The 17,125-nt window shown below is 44.7% G+C and carries 15 protein-coding genes; all 15 read left to right on the top strand.

Annotated features, from left to right (window positions below):
• Positions 1-199: 199 nt before the first annotated feature.
• The 15 genes from B9N89_RS20195 (at position 200) to B9N89_RS20125 (ending at position 17,014) form a co-directional block, all read left to right on the top strand.
• Positions 200-1,267 carry a hypothetical protein gene (locus tag B9N89_RS20195; protein ID WP_132322164.1) on the top strand — a complete coding sequence of 356 codons (1,068 nt, stop codon included), beginning with the start codon at positions 200-202 and terminating at the stop codon, positions 1,265-1,267.
• Between the two features lie 2 nt (positions 1,268-1,269).
• Positions 1,270-2,247 carry a GSCFA domain-containing protein gene (locus B9N89_RS20190; protein WP_132322166.1) on the top strand — a complete coding sequence of 326 codons (978 nt, stop codon included), beginning with the start codon at positions 1,270-1,272 and terminating at the stop codon, positions 2,245-2,247.
• Positions 2,248-2,345: 98 nt separating this feature from the next.
• The gene (locus tag B9N89_RS20185) at positions 2,346-2,900 is read left to right on the top strand and encodes a hypothetical protein (RefSeq protein ID WP_132322168.1); all 555 of its coding nucleotides are present in this window, start codon (positions 2,346-2,348) and stop codon (positions 2,898-2,900) included.
• 536 nt (positions 2,901-3,436) lie between these two features.
• Complete coding sequence (locus tag B9N89_RS20180; protein WP_132322170.1) at positions 3,437-4,711, top strand: hypothetical protein; 1,275 nt, start codon at positions 3,437-3,439, stop codon at positions 4,709-4,711.
• A 204-nt stretch (positions 4,712-4,915) separates the two neighbouring features.
• A complete protein-coding gene (locus tag B9N89_RS20175) occupies positions 4,916-5,713 on the top strand; it encodes an ankyrin repeat domain-containing protein (RefSeq protein ID WP_132322172.1) in 798 nt (265 codons plus the stop codon).
• 60 nt (positions 5,714-5,773) lie between these two features.
• On the top strand, positions 5,774-6,508 hold the full coding sequence (locus tag B9N89_RS20170; RefSeq protein WP_132322174.1) for a DUF3450 family protein: 735 nt from the start codon (positions 5,774-5,776) through the stop codon (positions 6,506-6,508).
• 12 nt (positions 6,509-6,520) lie between these two features.
• The gene (locus B9N89_RS20165; RefSeq protein ID WP_132322176.1) at positions 6,521-7,870 is read left to right on the top strand and encodes a MotA/TolQ/ExbB proton channel family protein; all 1,350 of its coding nucleotides are present in this window, start codon (positions 6,521-6,523) and stop codon (positions 7,868-7,870) included.
• 18 nt (positions 7,871-7,888) lie between these two features.
• A complete protein-coding gene (locus tag B9N89_RS20160) occupies positions 7,889-8,473 on the top strand; it encodes a MotA/TolQ/ExbB proton channel family protein (RefSeq protein WP_132322178.1) in 585 nt (194 codons plus the stop codon).
• 9 nt (positions 8,474-8,482) lie between these two features.
• Entirely contained in the window at positions 8,483-8,890 is a 408-nt protein-coding gene (locus B9N89_RS20155; RefSeq protein ID WP_132322180.1) for an ExbD/TolR family protein, read from the top strand.
• A gap of 1 nt (position 8,891) precedes the next feature.
• Positions 8,892-9,527 carry an energy transducer TonB gene (locus B9N89_RS20150; RefSeq protein ID WP_159455514.1) on the top strand — a complete coding sequence of 212 codons (636 nt, stop codon included), beginning with the start codon at positions 8,892-8,894 and terminating at the stop codon, positions 9,525-9,527.
• Positions 9,528-9,536: 9 nt separating this feature from the next.
• Entirely contained in the window at positions 9,537-10,676 is a 1,140-nt protein-coding gene (locus B9N89_RS20145; RefSeq protein WP_132322184.1) for a tetratricopeptide repeat protein, read from the top strand.
• A 12-nt stretch (positions 10,677-10,688) separates the two neighbouring features.
• Positions 10,689-13,763, top strand: a complete 3,075-nt coding sequence (locus B9N89_RS20140) for a TonB-dependent receptor domain-containing protein (protein ID WP_132322186.1) — start codon at positions 10,689-10,691, stop codon at positions 13,761-13,763.
• Between the two features lie 589 nt (positions 13,764-14,352).
• Positions 14,353-14,976: a hypothetical protein gene (locus tag B9N89_RS20135; protein ID WP_132322188.1), complete on the top strand. Its 624-nt coding sequence runs from the start codon at positions 14,353-14,355 to the stop codon at positions 14,974-14,976.
• A 156-nt stretch (positions 14,977-15,132) separates the two neighbouring features.
• Complete coding sequence (locus B9N89_RS20130; RefSeq protein ID WP_132322190.1) at positions 15,133-16,254, top strand: hypothetical protein; 1,122 nt, start codon at positions 15,133-15,135, stop codon at positions 16,252-16,254.
• Entirely contained in the window at positions 16,241-17,014 is a 774-nt protein-coding gene (locus B9N89_RS20125; protein ID WP_132322192.1) for a substrate-binding periplasmic protein, read from the top strand. Before B9N89_RS20130 ends, B9N89_RS20125 begins: the two co-directional genes overlap by 14 nt.
• Positions 17,015-17,125: the final 111 nt, after the last annotated feature.

Below are 17,125 nucleotides of genomic sequence, written 5' to 3'. Positions count from 1 at the left end.
AAGAGCTGAAACTTATCTTACAGGCATTGCTCCGCTGAGCCTTCAACATCATAGAGAATTCCGAATGTGGGTGGTGTGGAACAGAGCTTGTATCGAAGTGATTTGGGACCAAGGGTGAGTGCTCAGTACGAGGAAAAACACACTTTGCCTAATGGGAGATACCCTGTATTCTAGACTAAATGATCTAGGATGTATGGTTTTGACCAAACCCAAGTCACAAAGCTTCAGCGTTCTTCTTGAGCTTGGCCAGGAGTCAGGTTTCCAAGAATTGCGCGACTTCGTCTTGAGTAGCATAGATCAAGCCGATAGGCAGTCCTATGAGGAAAGGCTCCGCTCGGCTTTGCTATACCTCAACTATTTGTCTCAGATGAGTCAACTAAGCGCGGAAGGTGAGTTCAAATCGTGCTTAGATATGGCAGCAGCCTTGATTAATCTGCTAGGCATTCACCAGAAACACCACCGCTTGGCACCGCTGCAACAAGAATACTATCGCTTGCGTTCGCTTCTTGCGCGGCACGACTCGAATATTTGGGCGTCCCGCTGGAATCTCGGGATGGCTTGCCACACCAATCAAGAAATCGCGCATCCAGAAATCATTTTGGATATGGCGGAAAGCAGTTGGCGTGTTCAGGATGTAACGGGCTTTTATGATTGGCTTGCCAAGGGGCAAGCTTCGAATGACCCGGTTCTACTGAAAAGACTACAGCATCTAAAATGGCAGGCTCAAAGAATTCTAGGCGATTCCACCTGGGCTGAATCGGCTCAGGACGATCCGTTCTGGGTTTGGCAGCATGGCTTACTAGCCGCGCAGGTTCACGAGGATTTTGGTGAACTTCATCGCCTTGTTAAGAAGGGCGGTGATTTCTATAACAGTGAGAAAATCATAGAGTTTAATCTTTGGGTCTTGAGCGGACGGAGTAGAGCTTGGCTGAAGAGACAACTCAACGTAAAAAATTTGAAGCGCCGCAAGGGCCTTTCAGATCAGTCTCACACTCGTATCTATGAACTTGTAGCGTGCTTACAGGACTGTTATGACTACGAGCGCCCATTGCTAAAAAGAATTGAAGCTTTGGGAGATCTGTTGCCGAGCCTGCCTTCTTTAGGCTCCCTTGAGTGGGAGATGCTGGCTTGGTGTGCTGCGGGACGTTGGCTTGTACGAAGCAAGGCCCAGCAGCTGGCGGACCTTTGCTTCCACGAGTATAAAAAGCTCAGCCTAGCACTGAGTCTTAATAAAGATCCCGACTTACTCAACCGGCTAGGAGTTTAAGCTTGAACAACCTTCGCACAGAACTTGTCCCAAAAATCAAAGTCACCCATTGGGATCATAGCAAATCCTTCTTTTCCATGGGTTCTTGTTTTGCGCAGGAGATAGGGCAACGTTTGAAACGCTTCAAATTCAATTGTCAGTTGAGCCCACTTGGAATTGTATTCAACCCTATCAGCATGATTCAGCAAATTGAAGGCTGTCTTGAAGGCCAGGTCTTTAACGAGTTGCATTGCGTCTTACGCGACGAGCTTTACTACCAATTGGATGTCCATTCAGATATCTATAGTTTGAGTCAGGAAAAACTAAACAGTCTCCTCACTGACGCTCAAAATGCTATGGAAAAGCATTTCCTAGCTTCCGAAGTGATTCTTCTCACCTGGGGAACTGCCTTCGCTTATCGTTATAAGGAAACTGGTGCGGTGATTGCCAACTGTCATAAGCAGGAGCCAAACTTATTTGAAAAAATTTTGCTTGAGCCTGATTCGATCGTGGCGCGATTCGAAAACCTCTTTGCTCAATTTCCAGAAAAGCAGTTTATTCTGACGGTTAGCCCTATTCGCCATGTGAAGGACACCCTCGAGCTCAACGGAGTGAGTAAGGCCATTCTCAGGTTGGCAAGTCACAGGCTTAGCGAGAGTCTTGCCAATGTCCATTACTTCCCAAGCTATGAGATTCTCATCGATGATCTGCGAGACTATCGATTCTATGAAGATGACATGCTGCATCCCAGTCGTCTAGCCATCGATTATATATGGCAGCGCTTTACGGAGAGCTGTATTAGTACTCCGACTCTTGAGCTGTGTGAGCGATGGGATAAGGTCCTACGTTCGTTGGAGCACCGGCCTACCAATGCTCAAAGCCAACAGTACCGAAACTTTCTTCTCAAACTAAAAAAGCAAATTCTGACTTTTATCGATTTTGATACCCATCCTGAAATCAAGAAGATCGATCGTGTTTTAGCCATGATTCCTCCGCCCTAAACTATCAATGCCATAGTTGGCAAACGGCAAAGTTTTCCTAGTGCGAGTCCCTTTTATAACCGATCGATGCCCTGTAAAAACTTCGTCAGGAGTCTGTAATGAGTCGAGCGATCCCGTATCTCATAGGGTTGTGCATATGCCTAAGCACCGTGGTGGGTGGGCAAATTCTCCCGAATTCACCCCTGGCCTACAAGACTATGATGAAGGCTAAGAAGACCAATATGTGTTACGTCATCAAAAGCAAGGTGGAGTCTGGTGAGATTCAGGATACTCTCATATTTAATTTCAAGGACTTCATCTATCACTTTCAGACAGATGATCAAGAGCTTGTGACTGTGGAACTGACTAAAATTCTGAAGAATTATGCGGATTGCAACGGTCGAGGAGGCTTAAGAATCGACTTCAAGGTCAAAGATAAGCAATTTCGGGATGAAAAGTACTGTGTACACCCCTCAAAAGAGATCGGTAAGGACGATATCTATACTTGTTTCTTCATCGAAAAAAAGGCTCTCGCAAAATCAAAGGCCAATCAGGCTAGTAAGTCATGTTACAGAATTGAGTTTTTTAAGAAAGCAAGAGCCAGTCTCGATAAAGTGACAAGCCTTAAGCGATCTGATCTCAAAATTCTCGAAAGAAAAGATGTGTGCTTGTGACCAACTATTTACCGAAAATGATAGAAATATTCGTCAAATATGAATCCCCTTTAGGTTTATGCTTGGCGAAAGGGGTGTGACGCTGTGATCCCTATAAAAATTGGCTATCCTAGAAGTTCCCCGGTAATATTGACAAGGAGATGAAAGGGGTATTTTTACAGAAATGTAAGGGTATTTTTATGTCTTGTATGCTATCTAAAAGGCCACCTTTAATGACATTAGAAGTCAATAATAGGCGTTGGGTCTAAACAATTAAAACCCCTTTTCTTGCGATCTCTTTCGCCAGATTGTTTATTTGTGTCGTCAGCACAGTTTATTTATATTTCCTTTATTTTATCTCCATATAGAATTCACAAATCTAAATCTTAGAGCTAAAAAATGGCTATTCAGTCAACTTATAGCTTCTTAACAGAAACCTGCTACGGATCTTCTTTTAACTCAGATTCATATTATCTTTATTTGTCTAAGGGGGCTCCCTGATATACATCTGGCGTCAAACCCAGACGGTGTATCTATTAAAATTTTAGGAGTCCATTATGAAAGTAAAGAGTATCCTAGCTTTAACTGCGGGTCTTACTGCGACTGGTTCTGTTTATGCTGCATGCCCAGCTGGAACAAAGGCTGAGTCCTTTAAGATCGACAACAAGGAAGTTTGTGCCCTTCAAGGAACCTACAAGAGCGACTTGGTTCTAGGTGCAGATAAAGTATGGGTTCTAGAAGGTGGTGTTTTCATCGGTGGTGATAACACTGAGAGTGCCTCTATCACTTTTCAGCCTGGCGCAAAGATCGTTGGTAAGTCAGGTTCTGACTTCCTAGTGGTCAATCGTGGATCGCAGATCTTCGCTGAAGGGACTGCGCAAGCTCCCATCGTTTTCACCTCATCAAAAGCTGTTGGCGAGCGTCGACGAGGAGACTGGGGCGGTCTCATCATCAATGGTAATGCTCCAATCAACGGCTGCGGCAACGTAGCGCTTTGTGAAGCAGAAGGCGAAGGTAGCACTGGTCTATACGGTGGTAACGATGCCTTTGATAACAGTGGTGTTCTAAAGTACGTTCGAGTTGAATTTGCAGGAAACGAAATCACTCCAGAAAACGAGCTGAACGGCATCGCTTTCCAAGGTGTGGGTGCTGGAACAACTGTTGACTACATTCAAGTACACATGAACGCTGACGATGGCGTTGAGTTCTTCGGTGGTACAGTTAACGCTAAGCATATCCATCTTACTGGAAACCGTGATGACTCACTTGATTGGGTGAATGGTTGGACAGGAAAAGTTCAGTATGTAGTTGTTGAGCAATATGGCGACGAAGCTAACAATGGTATCGAAGCTGATAACCTAAGCTCTCCTCAAAACGCTCAGCCTCGTTCTAATCCTGCTCTTTCTAATATGACGTTCATTGGTACAACTAGCGAAGCTGCTAAAGGTGGAGCTGGAATGCTTCTTCGCCGTGGTACTGGTGCCGACATCATGAACACAGTTGTTACTGGATTCAAAGATTCTTGTATCGATATCGATGATACGGAGACTTTCGGACAAGTTAAGATTTCAAGCACAGTGGTTAGCTGTGCTAAGAACTTCGAACTAGAAGCTGGCGACGTATTCAACATCCAAGACTGGTTCCTAGGAAATGCAACTAACAAAGTTGCCAATCCTCAACTAAATGGATACGTACCTGCTGCTGGTTCACCTCTTCTAGGTGCTGGTGTAACACCTTTCGACTTCTACTTCGACGAAGTTGATTACATTGGTGCAATTAAAGACGCTGCAAGTGATTGGACGGTTGGTTGGACAACCAGTGCTCGTAACTAAGGGGATAGGCTGGATTTAATCCAGCCTTCTCCATTTTGGAGTGAACGTAACTAGTGCTTAGTCACATTGAATTCTCGGCTAGGCGTCGAGGAATGATTGAGGAGATAGTACTCCCGTACAGCGACGATTGAGAGACGAAGACAACAACGCCGAGAATTCAATGTGACTAAGCAATAGCTTGTAAAATCTAAGAAGGGTAACGAAATGAATGTGATCAAGCGTATCTTGCTAGTGGCTATTACACTAGCTCTGTTCACAGGGTGCGAAGACAGTGCTGACGATGATGTTCCAGATGACTTTTTTGAACGAGATAAAGCTGGTGGGGACAACCAAGGTGACAATAGCACCGATGGTGGCGATACGAATCTAGGTGGCGGTGATGGTATTGACAATGATGATGTTGTCATTGAAAAAACACCAGAACAAGAGTTTGTTGAAGCTGTCAAAAAGGGTGAAATAGAACTTGTACAAAAGACTCTTGCTGACAAAACTGAATATCTAGATTTGAAAAGCGATAATGGTGAAAATCTCCTTATTATTGCGACTCAATTTAATCACTGGGCCCTGGTAAAGTATTTTTTCGACGCGGGAATATCTCCGTATGATACGGATAAACGCGGCAAAGGAGCAATCGACTATGCGACTGAAAAGGGGCAAGACCTAATTGTGGAGCTTTTCAATAAAGGCTCGATTGAGCAAGCAAAGCTCGATCAGGAGTTTCTCAATGCGGTCGATACAGCCAAGCTTGATCAAATTCAGTTCTTTATTGATATCGGGGCAAATAAAGATGCGAAGAGAGGGCGAAACACAGCTTTTACCATAGCTGTGCCTAAGGGACAAAAGCCGGTCATCGAGCTCCTTATCAGACTGGATGTCAGTTTGATTGTTCAAGGGACCCTAAGAGTCTCAGACTGGACCAAACAATATCATCCTTCGGTGCCTGAAGAGATCGTGAAAATGCTCGAGGATGCTGAGACTGCTCAGCTCGGGGCTGGAAGCTAGCGAAGTTTATTTCATGGAAGAGAATTATCTCTTCCATTTTTTACGTAAAGGGTTCGAAAAATGTTACGATTAGCACTTATGTCCAGTATCCTGATTCCTAGTTTAAGTTATGGTAATAACTTAAACAATCTTGCCGAGGAGCTGCTAGAGCTTCGTAGTCAGGTGGAGTCGTTGCACGATCAACTTGAACAGCAAAAGCAAAGCCACCAAGCCAAGCTCCAGTCGCTGAACGTCATGAAGGCAGACTTGGCAGCGACCAATCAGCGTGAATCTCTTCAGCTCCAGCAGTTGAATCAAAAAATCTCGGATATGCGGGAAGACCTAGGTACTAAGTTTAGTGGTGAGACTGATCTAACGTCATTTACCGAAACAGCATTAGCTGACCTACGATCCTATGTGAGCCAATCACTGCCGTTTAAGGGTGATGAGCGGCTTGCCACTCTCAATGATATTGACGCCAAACTCAGAGATAAAAGCCTTTCGCCATATAAAGCAGCAAATATGCTTTGGGCCTTTGTGGAAGATGAATTACGTCTCCAGAAGGATGTTGGCCTCTATAAGCAGGTATTAACAATCGATGGTGACGAGCAGCTTTGTGAAGTCGCAAAAATCGGCATGCTTGGAATGCTTGTCAAGAGCCCAGACGGAAAATTTGGCAAGTACATAAGAAACAATGAGCAATGGTCATTTGTTACTGTCGAAGGGCAAGCCCAGCAAAAACAAATTGAAGACTTCTTTGTTTCTCTTAAAAAGCAAATTCGCGTTGGTTCATTCACACTCCCCAAGTTCATATAAGGATCAAACATAATGTTACGAGCAATCACACTAAGCCTATTAATGACAGCCATGGCCAGCAACTCCTTTGGCCAAGAAAATCAGGCGGGCCGAGAAACTAAGAAACCAGAGTTACAAGTTTCAAGCCTGGAAGAAGCTTATCAAAAAGAATTTATCTTTCTTCGCAAGCAAAAAAGTCTGTTAGAAGAACGGCTTCGCAGGCAAGAACAAAACGCGAAGAAGACTATCGACGAGGTCAATCAAAGTATCGGCTCGTTGCAGAGACGACATTTCGAACTGAAAACACAGGTTGAACAGAAGAATAGAGAGTTGACTCGTTTGGAAGGAGAGCTGATCGACTTTGATGAGCAAAAAGCAAACTTAGAAAATACCCTTCTTCAATCGAACACAAGTTTAGAAAAGCTTGGTTACGAAGTCGCTGATGACGGTAAGGGGTTTGTCGAGAAGTTAAGCTTCAATTTTCAGCAAGGAACTAGAGCTCTAAGTGATCTTAACCAAGTGAGACAGGAAACAGGAGAGTTCTTTCTTGCTGATGGTCGTAAGGTTACCGGAGATATTCAATACATTGGTCAGGTGGCAGCTTTTGGAAAAAGTGATTCAGGATCAGGCGCTCTTGCCCCAGCGGGATTAGGTAAGCTAAAAGTCTGGATCTCTCCAGAAGGAAATAGAATCCCGGTACCAGATAATCAAAACCAAAGCGATAGCATCTCGCTATTCGTATTTGACTCCTTAGAAAAAGACTATGAGAGCCGCAAGGCTAAGGAAATTATGGACACGCTCCAAGCTGGTGGAATGATCGGTTGGGTTATCACCGGACTGGGCTTCGTGGCCTTATTGACGATCGCGATTCGAGCATTGATCCTACGTAAGGCGCAGTCTTCACAAAAAACCGTAGAAGGGAACTTAGAGCAATACCTTGCCCAGAACGACTTTTCAGGTGCTGAAGAAATGTGTCAGAAAGCTGGTGGGTCGACGGCTAGCCTTGTAAGCTTGGCACTACGAAATCTTGGTAGTCCAAAATTCGAAGATATCGTGTCCGAAGGATATATAGAGCAAAGTAATAAGATTGATCGCTTCAGTACATTCATCCTCGTAGTTTCCGCGGTAGCACCTCTTCTAGGTCTTTTGGGAACAGTCACGGGAATGATTGCGACCTTCGATATCATCACAGAAATCGGTACGGGCGATCCCAAGCTGCTTTCAAGTGGTATCTCCGAAGCACTCGTGACGACGATGTTGGGTCTTATCGTAGCAATTCCAGCACTCTTACTAGGAAACATGCTGACATCTTGGGGTGAAAACCTAAAGGGTGATATGGAAAAGCTTGTTCTTCGTGTGAGCAATGCTTTTAGCAAGGCCTAGGAAGAGGAGATCAGTGCCATGGATCTAATAAACCAAAGCCTTGACCTCCTGCAAATGGGAGGCTGGGTGACTATCCCATTGCTTCTTTCAAGTGCCCTAATGTGGTATGCCATCGCTCATCGATGGATGAATCTAAATCGTGGCTATCAGGGCACGATTCGAAAACTTGTCAAAGATGCTTTAGCCGACAAGCTTCAGGGCGACTCAGTTGTGATTCGTGCTGCTAGAAACGCGGCAGAGACGTATTTCATGTTCAAGTCTCATACTAGCCTCAAGTCGGTGCTAGCAGAAGAGTCCAAAGTATTTGAGAGGGAGCTGGCTCGACACCGCCCCCTTCTTGAAACTTTAGTGATGACTGCTCCGTTGATGGGGCTTTTAGGAACGGTTATTGGCATGATTGAAACATTTGAATCTCTGGGAGATATGACTTTATTCACTCAGTCGGGTGGCATAGCAGGAGGAATCTCTCAGGCTTTAATCACAACGCAGATGGGCTTGATCATTGCAATTCCTGGCTTGTTGTGTGACCGATTCCTAAAACGCCGGGAAGAGCTTCTGCGGGATGAAATCTACCAAATGCAAGAAGTTGTTTGCCAAATATAGAGGACCAACATGAAACTCAGACGAAAAAAAGAACAGATGCAGGGTATCGATATTTCGCCCCTCATAGATATGGTTTTCATTCTACTTATTTTCTTCATGGTGAGTACCACCTTTAATAAGGACATGAAGTTAGACCTCAACCGCCCTGGGGCATCGACAGCCACGGCAGCGTCGACAAAGTCAGTTCGTATCTATATTGATGCTAATAGCGACATCTATGTAGATGAACAGCTTACCAAGCCTTGGGTATTGCAAAGTAAGGTGAGAGAAATCTTGTCGTCCAATAAAGAGAAGCCCATTCTTGTTGTAACAGACAAGGGAGTTCCATCAGAGAAACTAATCGAAGTTGTCGATCAGTGTCGGATGGGAGGCGCTAAAGATGTTGGCGTCGCAACTGAGAAGGAGGCAGGGGCATAATATGAGTCAGCGTACCACTTTTTCTAAGAAGTTAGTCGCTGGATGTTTCTTTGTATTAGGTCCCCTGTTCGTTGTATTTGCAATCTTGAGTTTAAATCGCCTGCTTGTGGAGCTAGATCTAGCTCCCAAAACGGAAAGCACTCACTTTGCAGTGAACAAGACTCCCAAAAAGACATCTCAGAACGAAGTGAAGCCGAAGCCTAAGCCTAAGCCTAGAAAACGGCCCGACAATATTAATCCTAATCTTGACAGCATTCTTGCTGGTTCTAGTTTTGGTTTAGAGTCATATGAATGGTTGGATGGCGATGCTCTCGGTGGTGATCTGCTCGACGATATTAAGAATGCCGCTATGACAGCAGACACTGTAGAACAGCCACCTGTGGTAACGAAAACCGCGTCCCTCGAATATCCTGAGTTTGCAAGGAAGAAGGGGATCAAGGGTTATGTAACCATCAACCTGCTGGTAACCGCGGCAGGTCAGGTTGAGAAGACTCAGGTAATTGAGTCCGTTCCCGATGGAATTTTCGATCAGGTTGCACTTGCAGCGGTCAAACAGTGGAATTTCCAACCAGGAATGAATAAAGGTCGTCGTGTTGCGGTCTGGGTCGAGCAAACCATAAAGTTTTCTCTTAATTAGGAGCCAGCTATGAGTATTTTGAAGAAGGTCTTAATGGCTCTCATGATGGCTTGCTTAGCTGTGCCAACATTCGCCCAAGACCAAGAAGGTGTAGACTATCTCAGCCTTGCCGGGCGCTTGATGCGTGATGGTGACTATCAACGAGCTGAAGAGATTCTGAAGAAAGTTCCACCGAATGAGGTTGAGACCGAAAAGTACAAAACCATTCGAGGTCTTTTATGGTTGTACCAGGAAGACTATGATGCAGCTTTGGAGAGCTTCGATCATATCATTGAAGGCGGAACCGAAGATCGCTATGTCTATATCTACAAGGGACAGGCGCTCTATGGACTGAAGATGTATGAAAAGGCTCTCAAAGTATTTGCAAGAGTTGATGACCTGAGTGCTTCCATACCATCGATCTATCTTATTCGCGGGCGGGCTCATTGGAGCCTTAATCAGAAACCCCAGGCCTGGCAAATGATGGCGCGGGGTGAAGAACGCTTTCAGGATGATTTTAGGTTTATGAGGCTGCGTCTGACTTGGATGATCGAAGAGGGATTATTGGAACAAGCCTACCAGTTGGGAGCCCAGATCATCGGGAAGAACCTTTTTGCCATGGATGATCAGATGGCGATTGCAGCTGGTCTTAGAAACGCAGGGGCTCATGAGCAGGCTATCAAGCTTTTAGAAATACTAAGGCTTCGTTATCCATCTTCCCCCAATGTACTGATTCAACTCGCATACAGTTACATGAAACGAGATAAGCTTTTAACAGCAGCACAGATGTTTGAAAAGGCCTCATACTTCAACGAAAAGTACATTTTCGAAGCGGCAGAACTCTATCGTCGTGCAGGGACCTATGGGCTGGCCATGTCACTAAATCATAAGATCAAAGATCAAAAACAAAAGTTTCGCCAACGTCTCGCGATTCTCATTGCCATGGGTGACTATGAATCCGCAACATTCACGGAGCCGGAACTTGATCGACTTGGTCTATTGCAGCAAGAAGAGCTGCGATATGCCTTGGCTTATGCTTACTTTAAGACAGGAGCACTGGATAAGGTGGAAGAGCATCTGGCTAGAATCACCGAGCCGGGCTTGTTCAAGAAGGCTGTGGCATTGCGTAAAGAAATTGCAAACTGTCAGAGTTCACTCAACTGCGTTTAAGGGAAACGAGCAATGAATTTTAGTCGAGTATTCGCGCTGCTACTATTGCTAGCAGTGCCCCGTGCCCTTGCAAGCGTTGGAGAGCATGGTTTTTTAGATGTAACAGTTTTTGAAGGCGGTGGTCCGAAGCAAGGCTTCGCTATTGTCATTGATAATGAAACGAAGATTAAAACAAGCGATTTGGGTGCAAGCTTAACCAGCCTTCCAGTTGGTGACCATATCTTGCAAATCGAATTCAACGATCAATCCTACCGGCAAGCCTTTAAGATCGTTAAAGATCAACCAACTGTGATACTAATTAATCTGGAAGACGGATTCCAGCCAGATTTTTCGGTGGAGCAGCCTGCGGAACCTAAGGAGGAGCAAGATAGTCTCCGGATATCTCTAGACGGACCCAAAACGGAGTTTCAGGGTCGCATACTGTCCTCGGTCGATCGGCAGCCTATCAAAGGTGTGCGAGTTTACATACGAGGCCTGCAAGAGTCGTCTGTCACCGATGATGAGGGACGATTTAAGCTGGATCTACCGCAGGGGGAGTTGAGCTTTTCTATGGTCCATCCTCGCTTTAATACCCTTTCTATGGATCGGGTCGCAGTGAATGGTCAAAGCGATGTTCAAACCTTCGCCATGTCTCCCACTGGTATCAAGCTTGAAGAATTTGTTGTCACCGCTCCTCATATCAAGGGGTCCATGTCCTCCCTGATGGATGACCGTCGCGAATCATCTGAAGTTGTTGATGTGATCGGTGCTGAGCAGATGAAGAAGGCTGGAGACAGTGATGCAGCCTCGGCAATTCGAAGAGTTACGGGTCTTACGCTTGTTGATAGCAAGTATCCCTACATTCGAGGAACGGGGGGGCGTTATGTTTCCACATTCCTTAATGGTTTCAATTTACCCTCTCCAGATCCTTCGAAACGAGTCGTCCCGCTCGATATGTTTCCTACGGGAATTCTAGAAAGTATTAATGTAGTGAAAACCAGCTCTTCCGAATACTCGGGAGAATTTGGGGGTGGGCATATCCAGTTGAAGACAACATCGTTGCCAGAAGAATTCTTTGTCAAGTATTCTATGTCGGTATCAGCGGCACCTGGTAGCAATGATGGTCTGAGCTATGATGGAGGAGATCGTGACTGGCTTGGCTACGATGATGGCACCCGCCGTCTCCCTGGTCTTTTGAGGGTGGCAACTAAGAATGACCAGAAGCTAACGGAACGGAGCCTTGCCAATGTAGATGGCTTTAGTCCTGAGGAAATGCAACTGATTGGACGTTCCTTACCGAATAACTATAACGTTCAAGAGATTGAACTCCCAGTTAGTCGCGGAATGTCTCTATCGATGGGAGACGGCTATAATCTCGGTGGCAAATGGCGATTTGGTTGGCTTGCCAGTGGAATCTATGGCGACGAATGGGAAACAAATGTGCAACGCAAGGCTGAATATCAAGCTCCTGAGTACAAGAAAGATCCCTACTACGAATCTAATCAAACCGAGCGACTGGTTAAAATCGGTGCTACTGGTAGTCTTGGTTTTGACCTAGGCGAGCATCATCAGCTGCGTATGTTCACATCCCTATTACGTAGAACCTCGGACGAAACCTATTTCTCTGAAGGTAACAATGAAAACTGGGATGGAGAGTTCCGATCATACTTCCTGAAGTGGCAGGAACGAGAAATGATTCTTCGGCAGTATTGGGGATCTCATACGATGCCATTCCTAGGAGATCTGAAACTCGACTGGAGGTACGGAGTCGCTGATGCAGAGCTTTATCAGCCGGATACTCGGGAGTACCGCTACCAGATCAACAATGACCGTTGGGAGTTTAACACGCGAAAGGGTGGCAATAAGCGGAATTTCAGTGAGATGAAAGACGATAATGATGAGATGGGGGTTGATCTCACATTTCCTCAGAAATTTGGCGGCTTTGGTCTGACCTTAAAGACTGGCTATCACAAGATCGAGAGGAAACGAAATGGTAAGACAAGGCGCTATGGCTACGACTTAGCTGGCACTGTGTCGCCTCAGCTATTGCAGCAGGATCTGGAAACAATTTTTGCCGAAGACAACATTGGTCGAGATGGCTTTGTTATTAAAGAGTTGACCTTGGGAACGGATAGCTACCGAGGCCAGCAAGAGGTGAAAGCAACCTATGGACAGTTGGAGTTTGATTTTTTTGATACTGTCATTATAAGCGGTGGTCTCCGCCAAGAGGAGTCTAGCCAGTTTGTTAAGACTTTCGACTTGCACGCCCCGAATAATCAACCAGCATTAGCAGCATTGGTGAACGATCATAGTTTGCCATCGTTCAATACCACTTGGAAGTTCAGCACCGATATGCAGCTTAGATTCGCCTATAGCAAGTCTCTTGCGAGACCAGACTTTAGGGAACTTTCGCCTGCTCCTTACATCGATGACGAAACCGGAGATTCTATCCAAGGGAACGAAGAATTAGAAACAACTGTGATCGATGCTTACGATACTCGCTGGGAGTGGTATGGTCTTGCAAATGAAAGTGTTTCGTTTGCTGTCTTCTATAAAAATCTTGAAAAGCCTATCGAGGTGAGTATTGTTAATGGCTCAGAATACTTGAAATATAACAATGCAGAGGCAGCAACAACCTACGGTGCTGAAGTCGAGTGGCATAAGAACCTTGGGTTTATGGGGTCTTGGGCGAACAATTTCAAAACTGGTGGGAATATTGCCTACATGTATTCGCGAGTGAGGTTAAGCGAGGATCAGCAAGGGATTCAGACCAATGATGACAGGCCACTTCAAGGTCAGTCACCTTATGCAGTCAATCTCTATCTTTTCTACGACAACCTTAAGACTGACACAGAGCTAGGCCTTCTATTTAACCAAATGGGGCCCAGGATTGCGACTGTAGGTCAGAAACCCTTTGACGATGTTTATGAGCAGCCGCTACCTCAGCTAGATTTCACCGTGGGTCAGGCCTTCGCTGAAAACTATAAGCTCAGCTTTAAGGTCAAAAATATTCTTGATGCTGACTCGAAATATAAGCAAGAGGGTCGTGAGACAGCTTTTAAAGAAAAGAGCCGCGAGTACAGCTTGGGGCTCTCTGCAAAGTTCTAGTACTAGATTCATTTACAATAAGGGCCGGCGTCCAGCCGGCTTCTTTGCTCTCCCACGATTGCCCTGCCTAAACGAAGTCACATGTGGTCTTCAGATCCGCTTCAAACCTTAGAACTGTAGGGAAGCCTTTAGGCAAACGATAGGAATCTTGCCCAGATCCTGCTAGATGCAAAAATATTTGCTAATAACTTACTGATAATATGTATGTTTGCAGGATCGACTAAGAGAGGGAATCGCGACATTTAGCGAAAATCTAGACGAGTAGCTAAGCTAGAACGCAGCCAAAATGTGATGGAAATTCATGGCTCATATTCCCCTGTTAATCCATAGTATATTGATAATATTGAGTAAAAATTCTTGGGCATCCTACCAAAACAGAATAGCAATCAAATTTCTGTGCCCTCCAAGTTTCGTTAAGAACCTAATTCAAGCGAATAAAGTCAATTATTACTGGGGTATATAGCAAAATCAGAGACTGGTATCCCCCTGGTATCGTCCTTGCTCTTAGGGAAGTACCAGCTTTCGAAGCTGAGCTCTGAAATGTGTCGTTGCTAATTCTGTTTTGATTCTGTTGCTGCTAGAGGTTCTTATGCTGAAGTCGATTTATTGTATGGCTGCAATTTTTGTTTTGTCTGCGTGTGGAAGTAACGTACCGGTTGAGGTACAAGAGTTTAAGTTTATGATCCAAAGTGATGATCCAGCTATTCAAGAAACAGCAATCGCCCTGATGGATCAATATAACGAAGATGTTGGTCAAGAAGTTTTACTTCTGACTGAGTATGATGATGAGGCAAATTCCTTTATCCGTTTTGAGAATGATCTTGAGGCTCAGAGAAATATCCTTGCTTATGGTACCTCCATTCAAGAGATGAAGGTGAGCCAGTATCCCGAGACCCAGTCTAAAATTGTGTATTCTATGGATCTACTTTTTGATACCGAGAACTTTGCATCACGAACTGGCTCAGAAACTGATCAGGGGTCGGGAGCTTGGAAGCACCTATATCATCTTTTTTGCCACGAAGTAGGCCATGGTTTGATGATGAATCATGCTCAGAGCAAGGAAAGTGTTATGTACTATTCTATACCAGAAAATTCCCGTGAAACGGTTAATTATAAGACCTATTTCGAAGGAGTTCGACAATTCTTCAATATCCAAAGTCATGACTCAGGATATCAGCCTGGCGATGATAGCCGGCTTGGAGAAGAAAAGTAAGTCGGATTGAATTTATCGAACAACGTAGGAGCCCGATGGGCTCTTTTCTTTTACCAAAGAATGTTTCTGCCTCACTAGGTCGTGCATCCCACCGCTGTATAAGTTAGAATATCAGTACAATCCTAAGATGAATTTGACTTATTCGAGAGGGGTGCGATGAAGTACCTAGCCGTGGCCCTGCTGTGCCTGCATACACAGATGCTTATGGCCACAGAGTTTTCATTCTTTGGCAGAAGTACTGGTGGTTTGACTCAGTCAACATACGAGCCTGAAACGGGAAAAAAAGAATCATATATTCGAGTCTTTCCTGATAGTTGGTTTGCTCAAAGTATCGGTACTAAGTTTGTCATCAATGAAGCTGTAAAAGGGGTATTTGAGCTTACGGTATATCGGGATACCGATTCTGGTACAAGCGAGCCTCTCGTCAAAAATTTCTACTTCGACATCAAACTTGGGGACGGTCTGCTTCGACTAGGTACTCAGCCAACTCTGCATACAGAGGTGGCATTTTACCATGATATTATTGTGGGCGGGCATGATGGGTTTCGCCCCTGGATTGCTGGTCCTGCCTACTCAGGTCAGTTGAATGCTATCACATTTAAGTATCCTGTCAGTATTTTGACTCTAGGCTTATCATTCGTAGAAGCTAAGAGTCCTGGTGATGCTGATGCTGTGACAACAGATGATGGCTCAGGAAATACAGAAATTACGACACCAAGACAAACGGATACTCCAGCGATTGAAGCGCTAATTGCTGCATCTGGTGAAATAGGCAGTTTAAAGATTCATGGTTCCATTGCTTATCATCATGAAAAGCTTGGAATTGAGGTGGCTACAGATCCTCAAAGCCCTTCGCAGCTCGAAGAGGCGTCGGTTCTAACTGCTGCCACGGGGCTTAGCTATATGGGAGCCTACCTGGGGGCAACATATTCCGATGGAGATCCATTGGTCTATTGGTTTGGGCGTAGAATGTTCGCCTTTTCAGCCACTGAGTCAAACATTAAGATCAGAGAAGGCCTAAAGGATCGATACACAGCCTATGCCTTGCAGCTAAGCTATAGTTGGGACCCGATTAGCATTGAGATCTATAATGGCAAGGAAACGGGTGAAGTTGATGGTGCAAATTCTGACATTGGAGAAACGACCGGTGTTCAATTTAAATATCCGTGGCAAGGGATCACATGGTTCCTTTCCAATGTGACAACGAAGCTGCAGATTCAAGAGCAAGACTATGTTACGGCTACTACCAATATGATGGGTATGGATGTTAAGTTTTAGAGCAAGCCGAACTAAGTTCCAATTTACGATCCTAGTGTTGATGCTATGGACATCGATGATGGCTCATTCAGAGACCATTACCCTGGGCAATGGAGAGTGGGACCCCTATCAGTCAAGCACTATGGATGGGTTTGGGTATGCTTCGAAAATTGTTACCGAAGCCTTTAAGAAGGAGGGAATCGATGTAAAATATAATTTCTATCCTTGGGCTCGTGCTCTAGATAGCGCCAGCAAAGGCAAAGTAGCTGGGACTTTCTTATGGGGTTATAAAAAAGAAAGGGAAAAGCACTTTCTTTACTCAGAACCAATCCTTGATGTTTCCTACGTATTCTTCTACTTGGCAGAAAGGAAATTTGATTGGAAAAAAATTGATGACTTGAAGGATAAAAGGATCGGGACAACTATCAAATATTCTTATGGTGAAGCTTTTGATAAAGCGAGGGCTAAAGGGATATTTGAAGCCGATGATTCAAACAGTGATGAAACCAATTTTAAGAAGTTACTGGCAGGTCGGGTCGATATTATTCCTAATGATCTAGACGCAGGCTTGAGCATTCTTCGTAGAAATCACAAGGATGAGATCAAGCGAGTTTCCTATCATGAGAAACCAGTTCGAAATACTCCACACTATCTCCTTATATCAAGAAAGCACCCAAGAGCTGAATACTTACTTGCAGCCTTCAACAAAGGCTTGGCTGCTCTAAAAAAATCAGGTCGATATCAAGAGATTATCAAGGCTTCTCGAAACCTTAAAGAGTAATTTTCCCCTCCCATAATATCGACTGATCTCAAACATGAAGAATGCTTCTTGCTCGGCAAGGAATGATCGTCATAAATTCATGGGATGAGCCGAACTTCCTATCTGAAAAAA

This window comes from Pseudobacteriovorax antillogorgiicola (assembly GCF_900177345.1).
In the GTDB taxonomy this organism is placed as follows: Bacteria; Bdellovibrionota_B; Oligoflexia; order Oligoflexales; family Oligoflexaceae; genus Pseudobacteriovorax; species Pseudobacteriovorax antillogorgiicola.
This window is presented reverse-complemented; position numbering and strand designations above follow the sequence as displayed.

Coding starts and splice junctions, on each gene's coding strand:
- B9N89_RS20185 (WP_132322168.1), top strand. CDS start 2,346: ATGAGTCGAGCGATCCCGTATCTCATAGGGTTGTGCATATGCCTAAGC.
- B9N89_RS20180 (WP_132322170.1), top strand. CDS start 3,437: ATGAAAGTAAAGAGTATCCTAGCTTTAACTGCGGGTCTTACTGCGACT.
- B9N89_RS20175 (WP_132322172.1), top strand. CDS start 4,916: ATGAATGTGATCAAGCGTATCTTGCTAGTGGCTATTACACTAGCTCTG.
- B9N89_RS20170 (WP_132322174.1), top strand. CDS start 5,774: ATGTTACGATTAGCACTTATGTCCAGTATCCTGATTCCTAGTTTAAGT.
- B9N89_RS20165 (WP_132322176.1), top strand. CDS start 6,521: ATGTTACGAGCAATCACACTAAGCCTATTAATGACAGCCATGGCCAGC.
- B9N89_RS20160 (WP_132322178.1), top strand. CDS start 7,889: ATGGATCTAATAAACCAAAGCCTTGACCTCCTGCAAATGGGAGGCTGG.
- B9N89_RS20155 (WP_132322180.1), top strand. CDS start 8,483: ATGAAACTCAGACGAAAAAAAGAACAGATGCAGGGTATCGATATTTCG.
- B9N89_RS20150 (WP_159455514.1), top strand. CDS start 8,892: ATGAGTCAGCGTACCACTTTTTCTAAGAAGTTAGTCGCTGGATGTTTC.
- B9N89_RS20145 (WP_132322184.1), top strand. CDS start 9,537: ATGAGTATTTTGAAGAAGGTCTTAATGGCTCTCATGATGGCTTGCTTA.
- B9N89_RS20140 (WP_132322186.1), top strand. CDS start 10,689: ATGAATTTTAGTCGAGTATTCGCGCTGCTACTATTGCTAGCAGTGCCC.
- B9N89_RS20135 (WP_132322188.1), top strand. CDS start 14,353: ATGCTGAAGTCGATTTATTGTATGGCTGCAATTTTTGTTTTGTCTGCG.
- B9N89_RS20130 (WP_132322190.1), top strand. CDS start 15,133: ATGAAGTACCTAGCCGTGGCCCTGCTGTGCCTGCATACACAGATGCTT.
- B9N89_RS20125 (WP_132322192.1), top strand. CDS start 16,241: ATGTTAAGTTTTAGAGCAAGCCGAACTAAGTTCCAATTTACGATCCTA.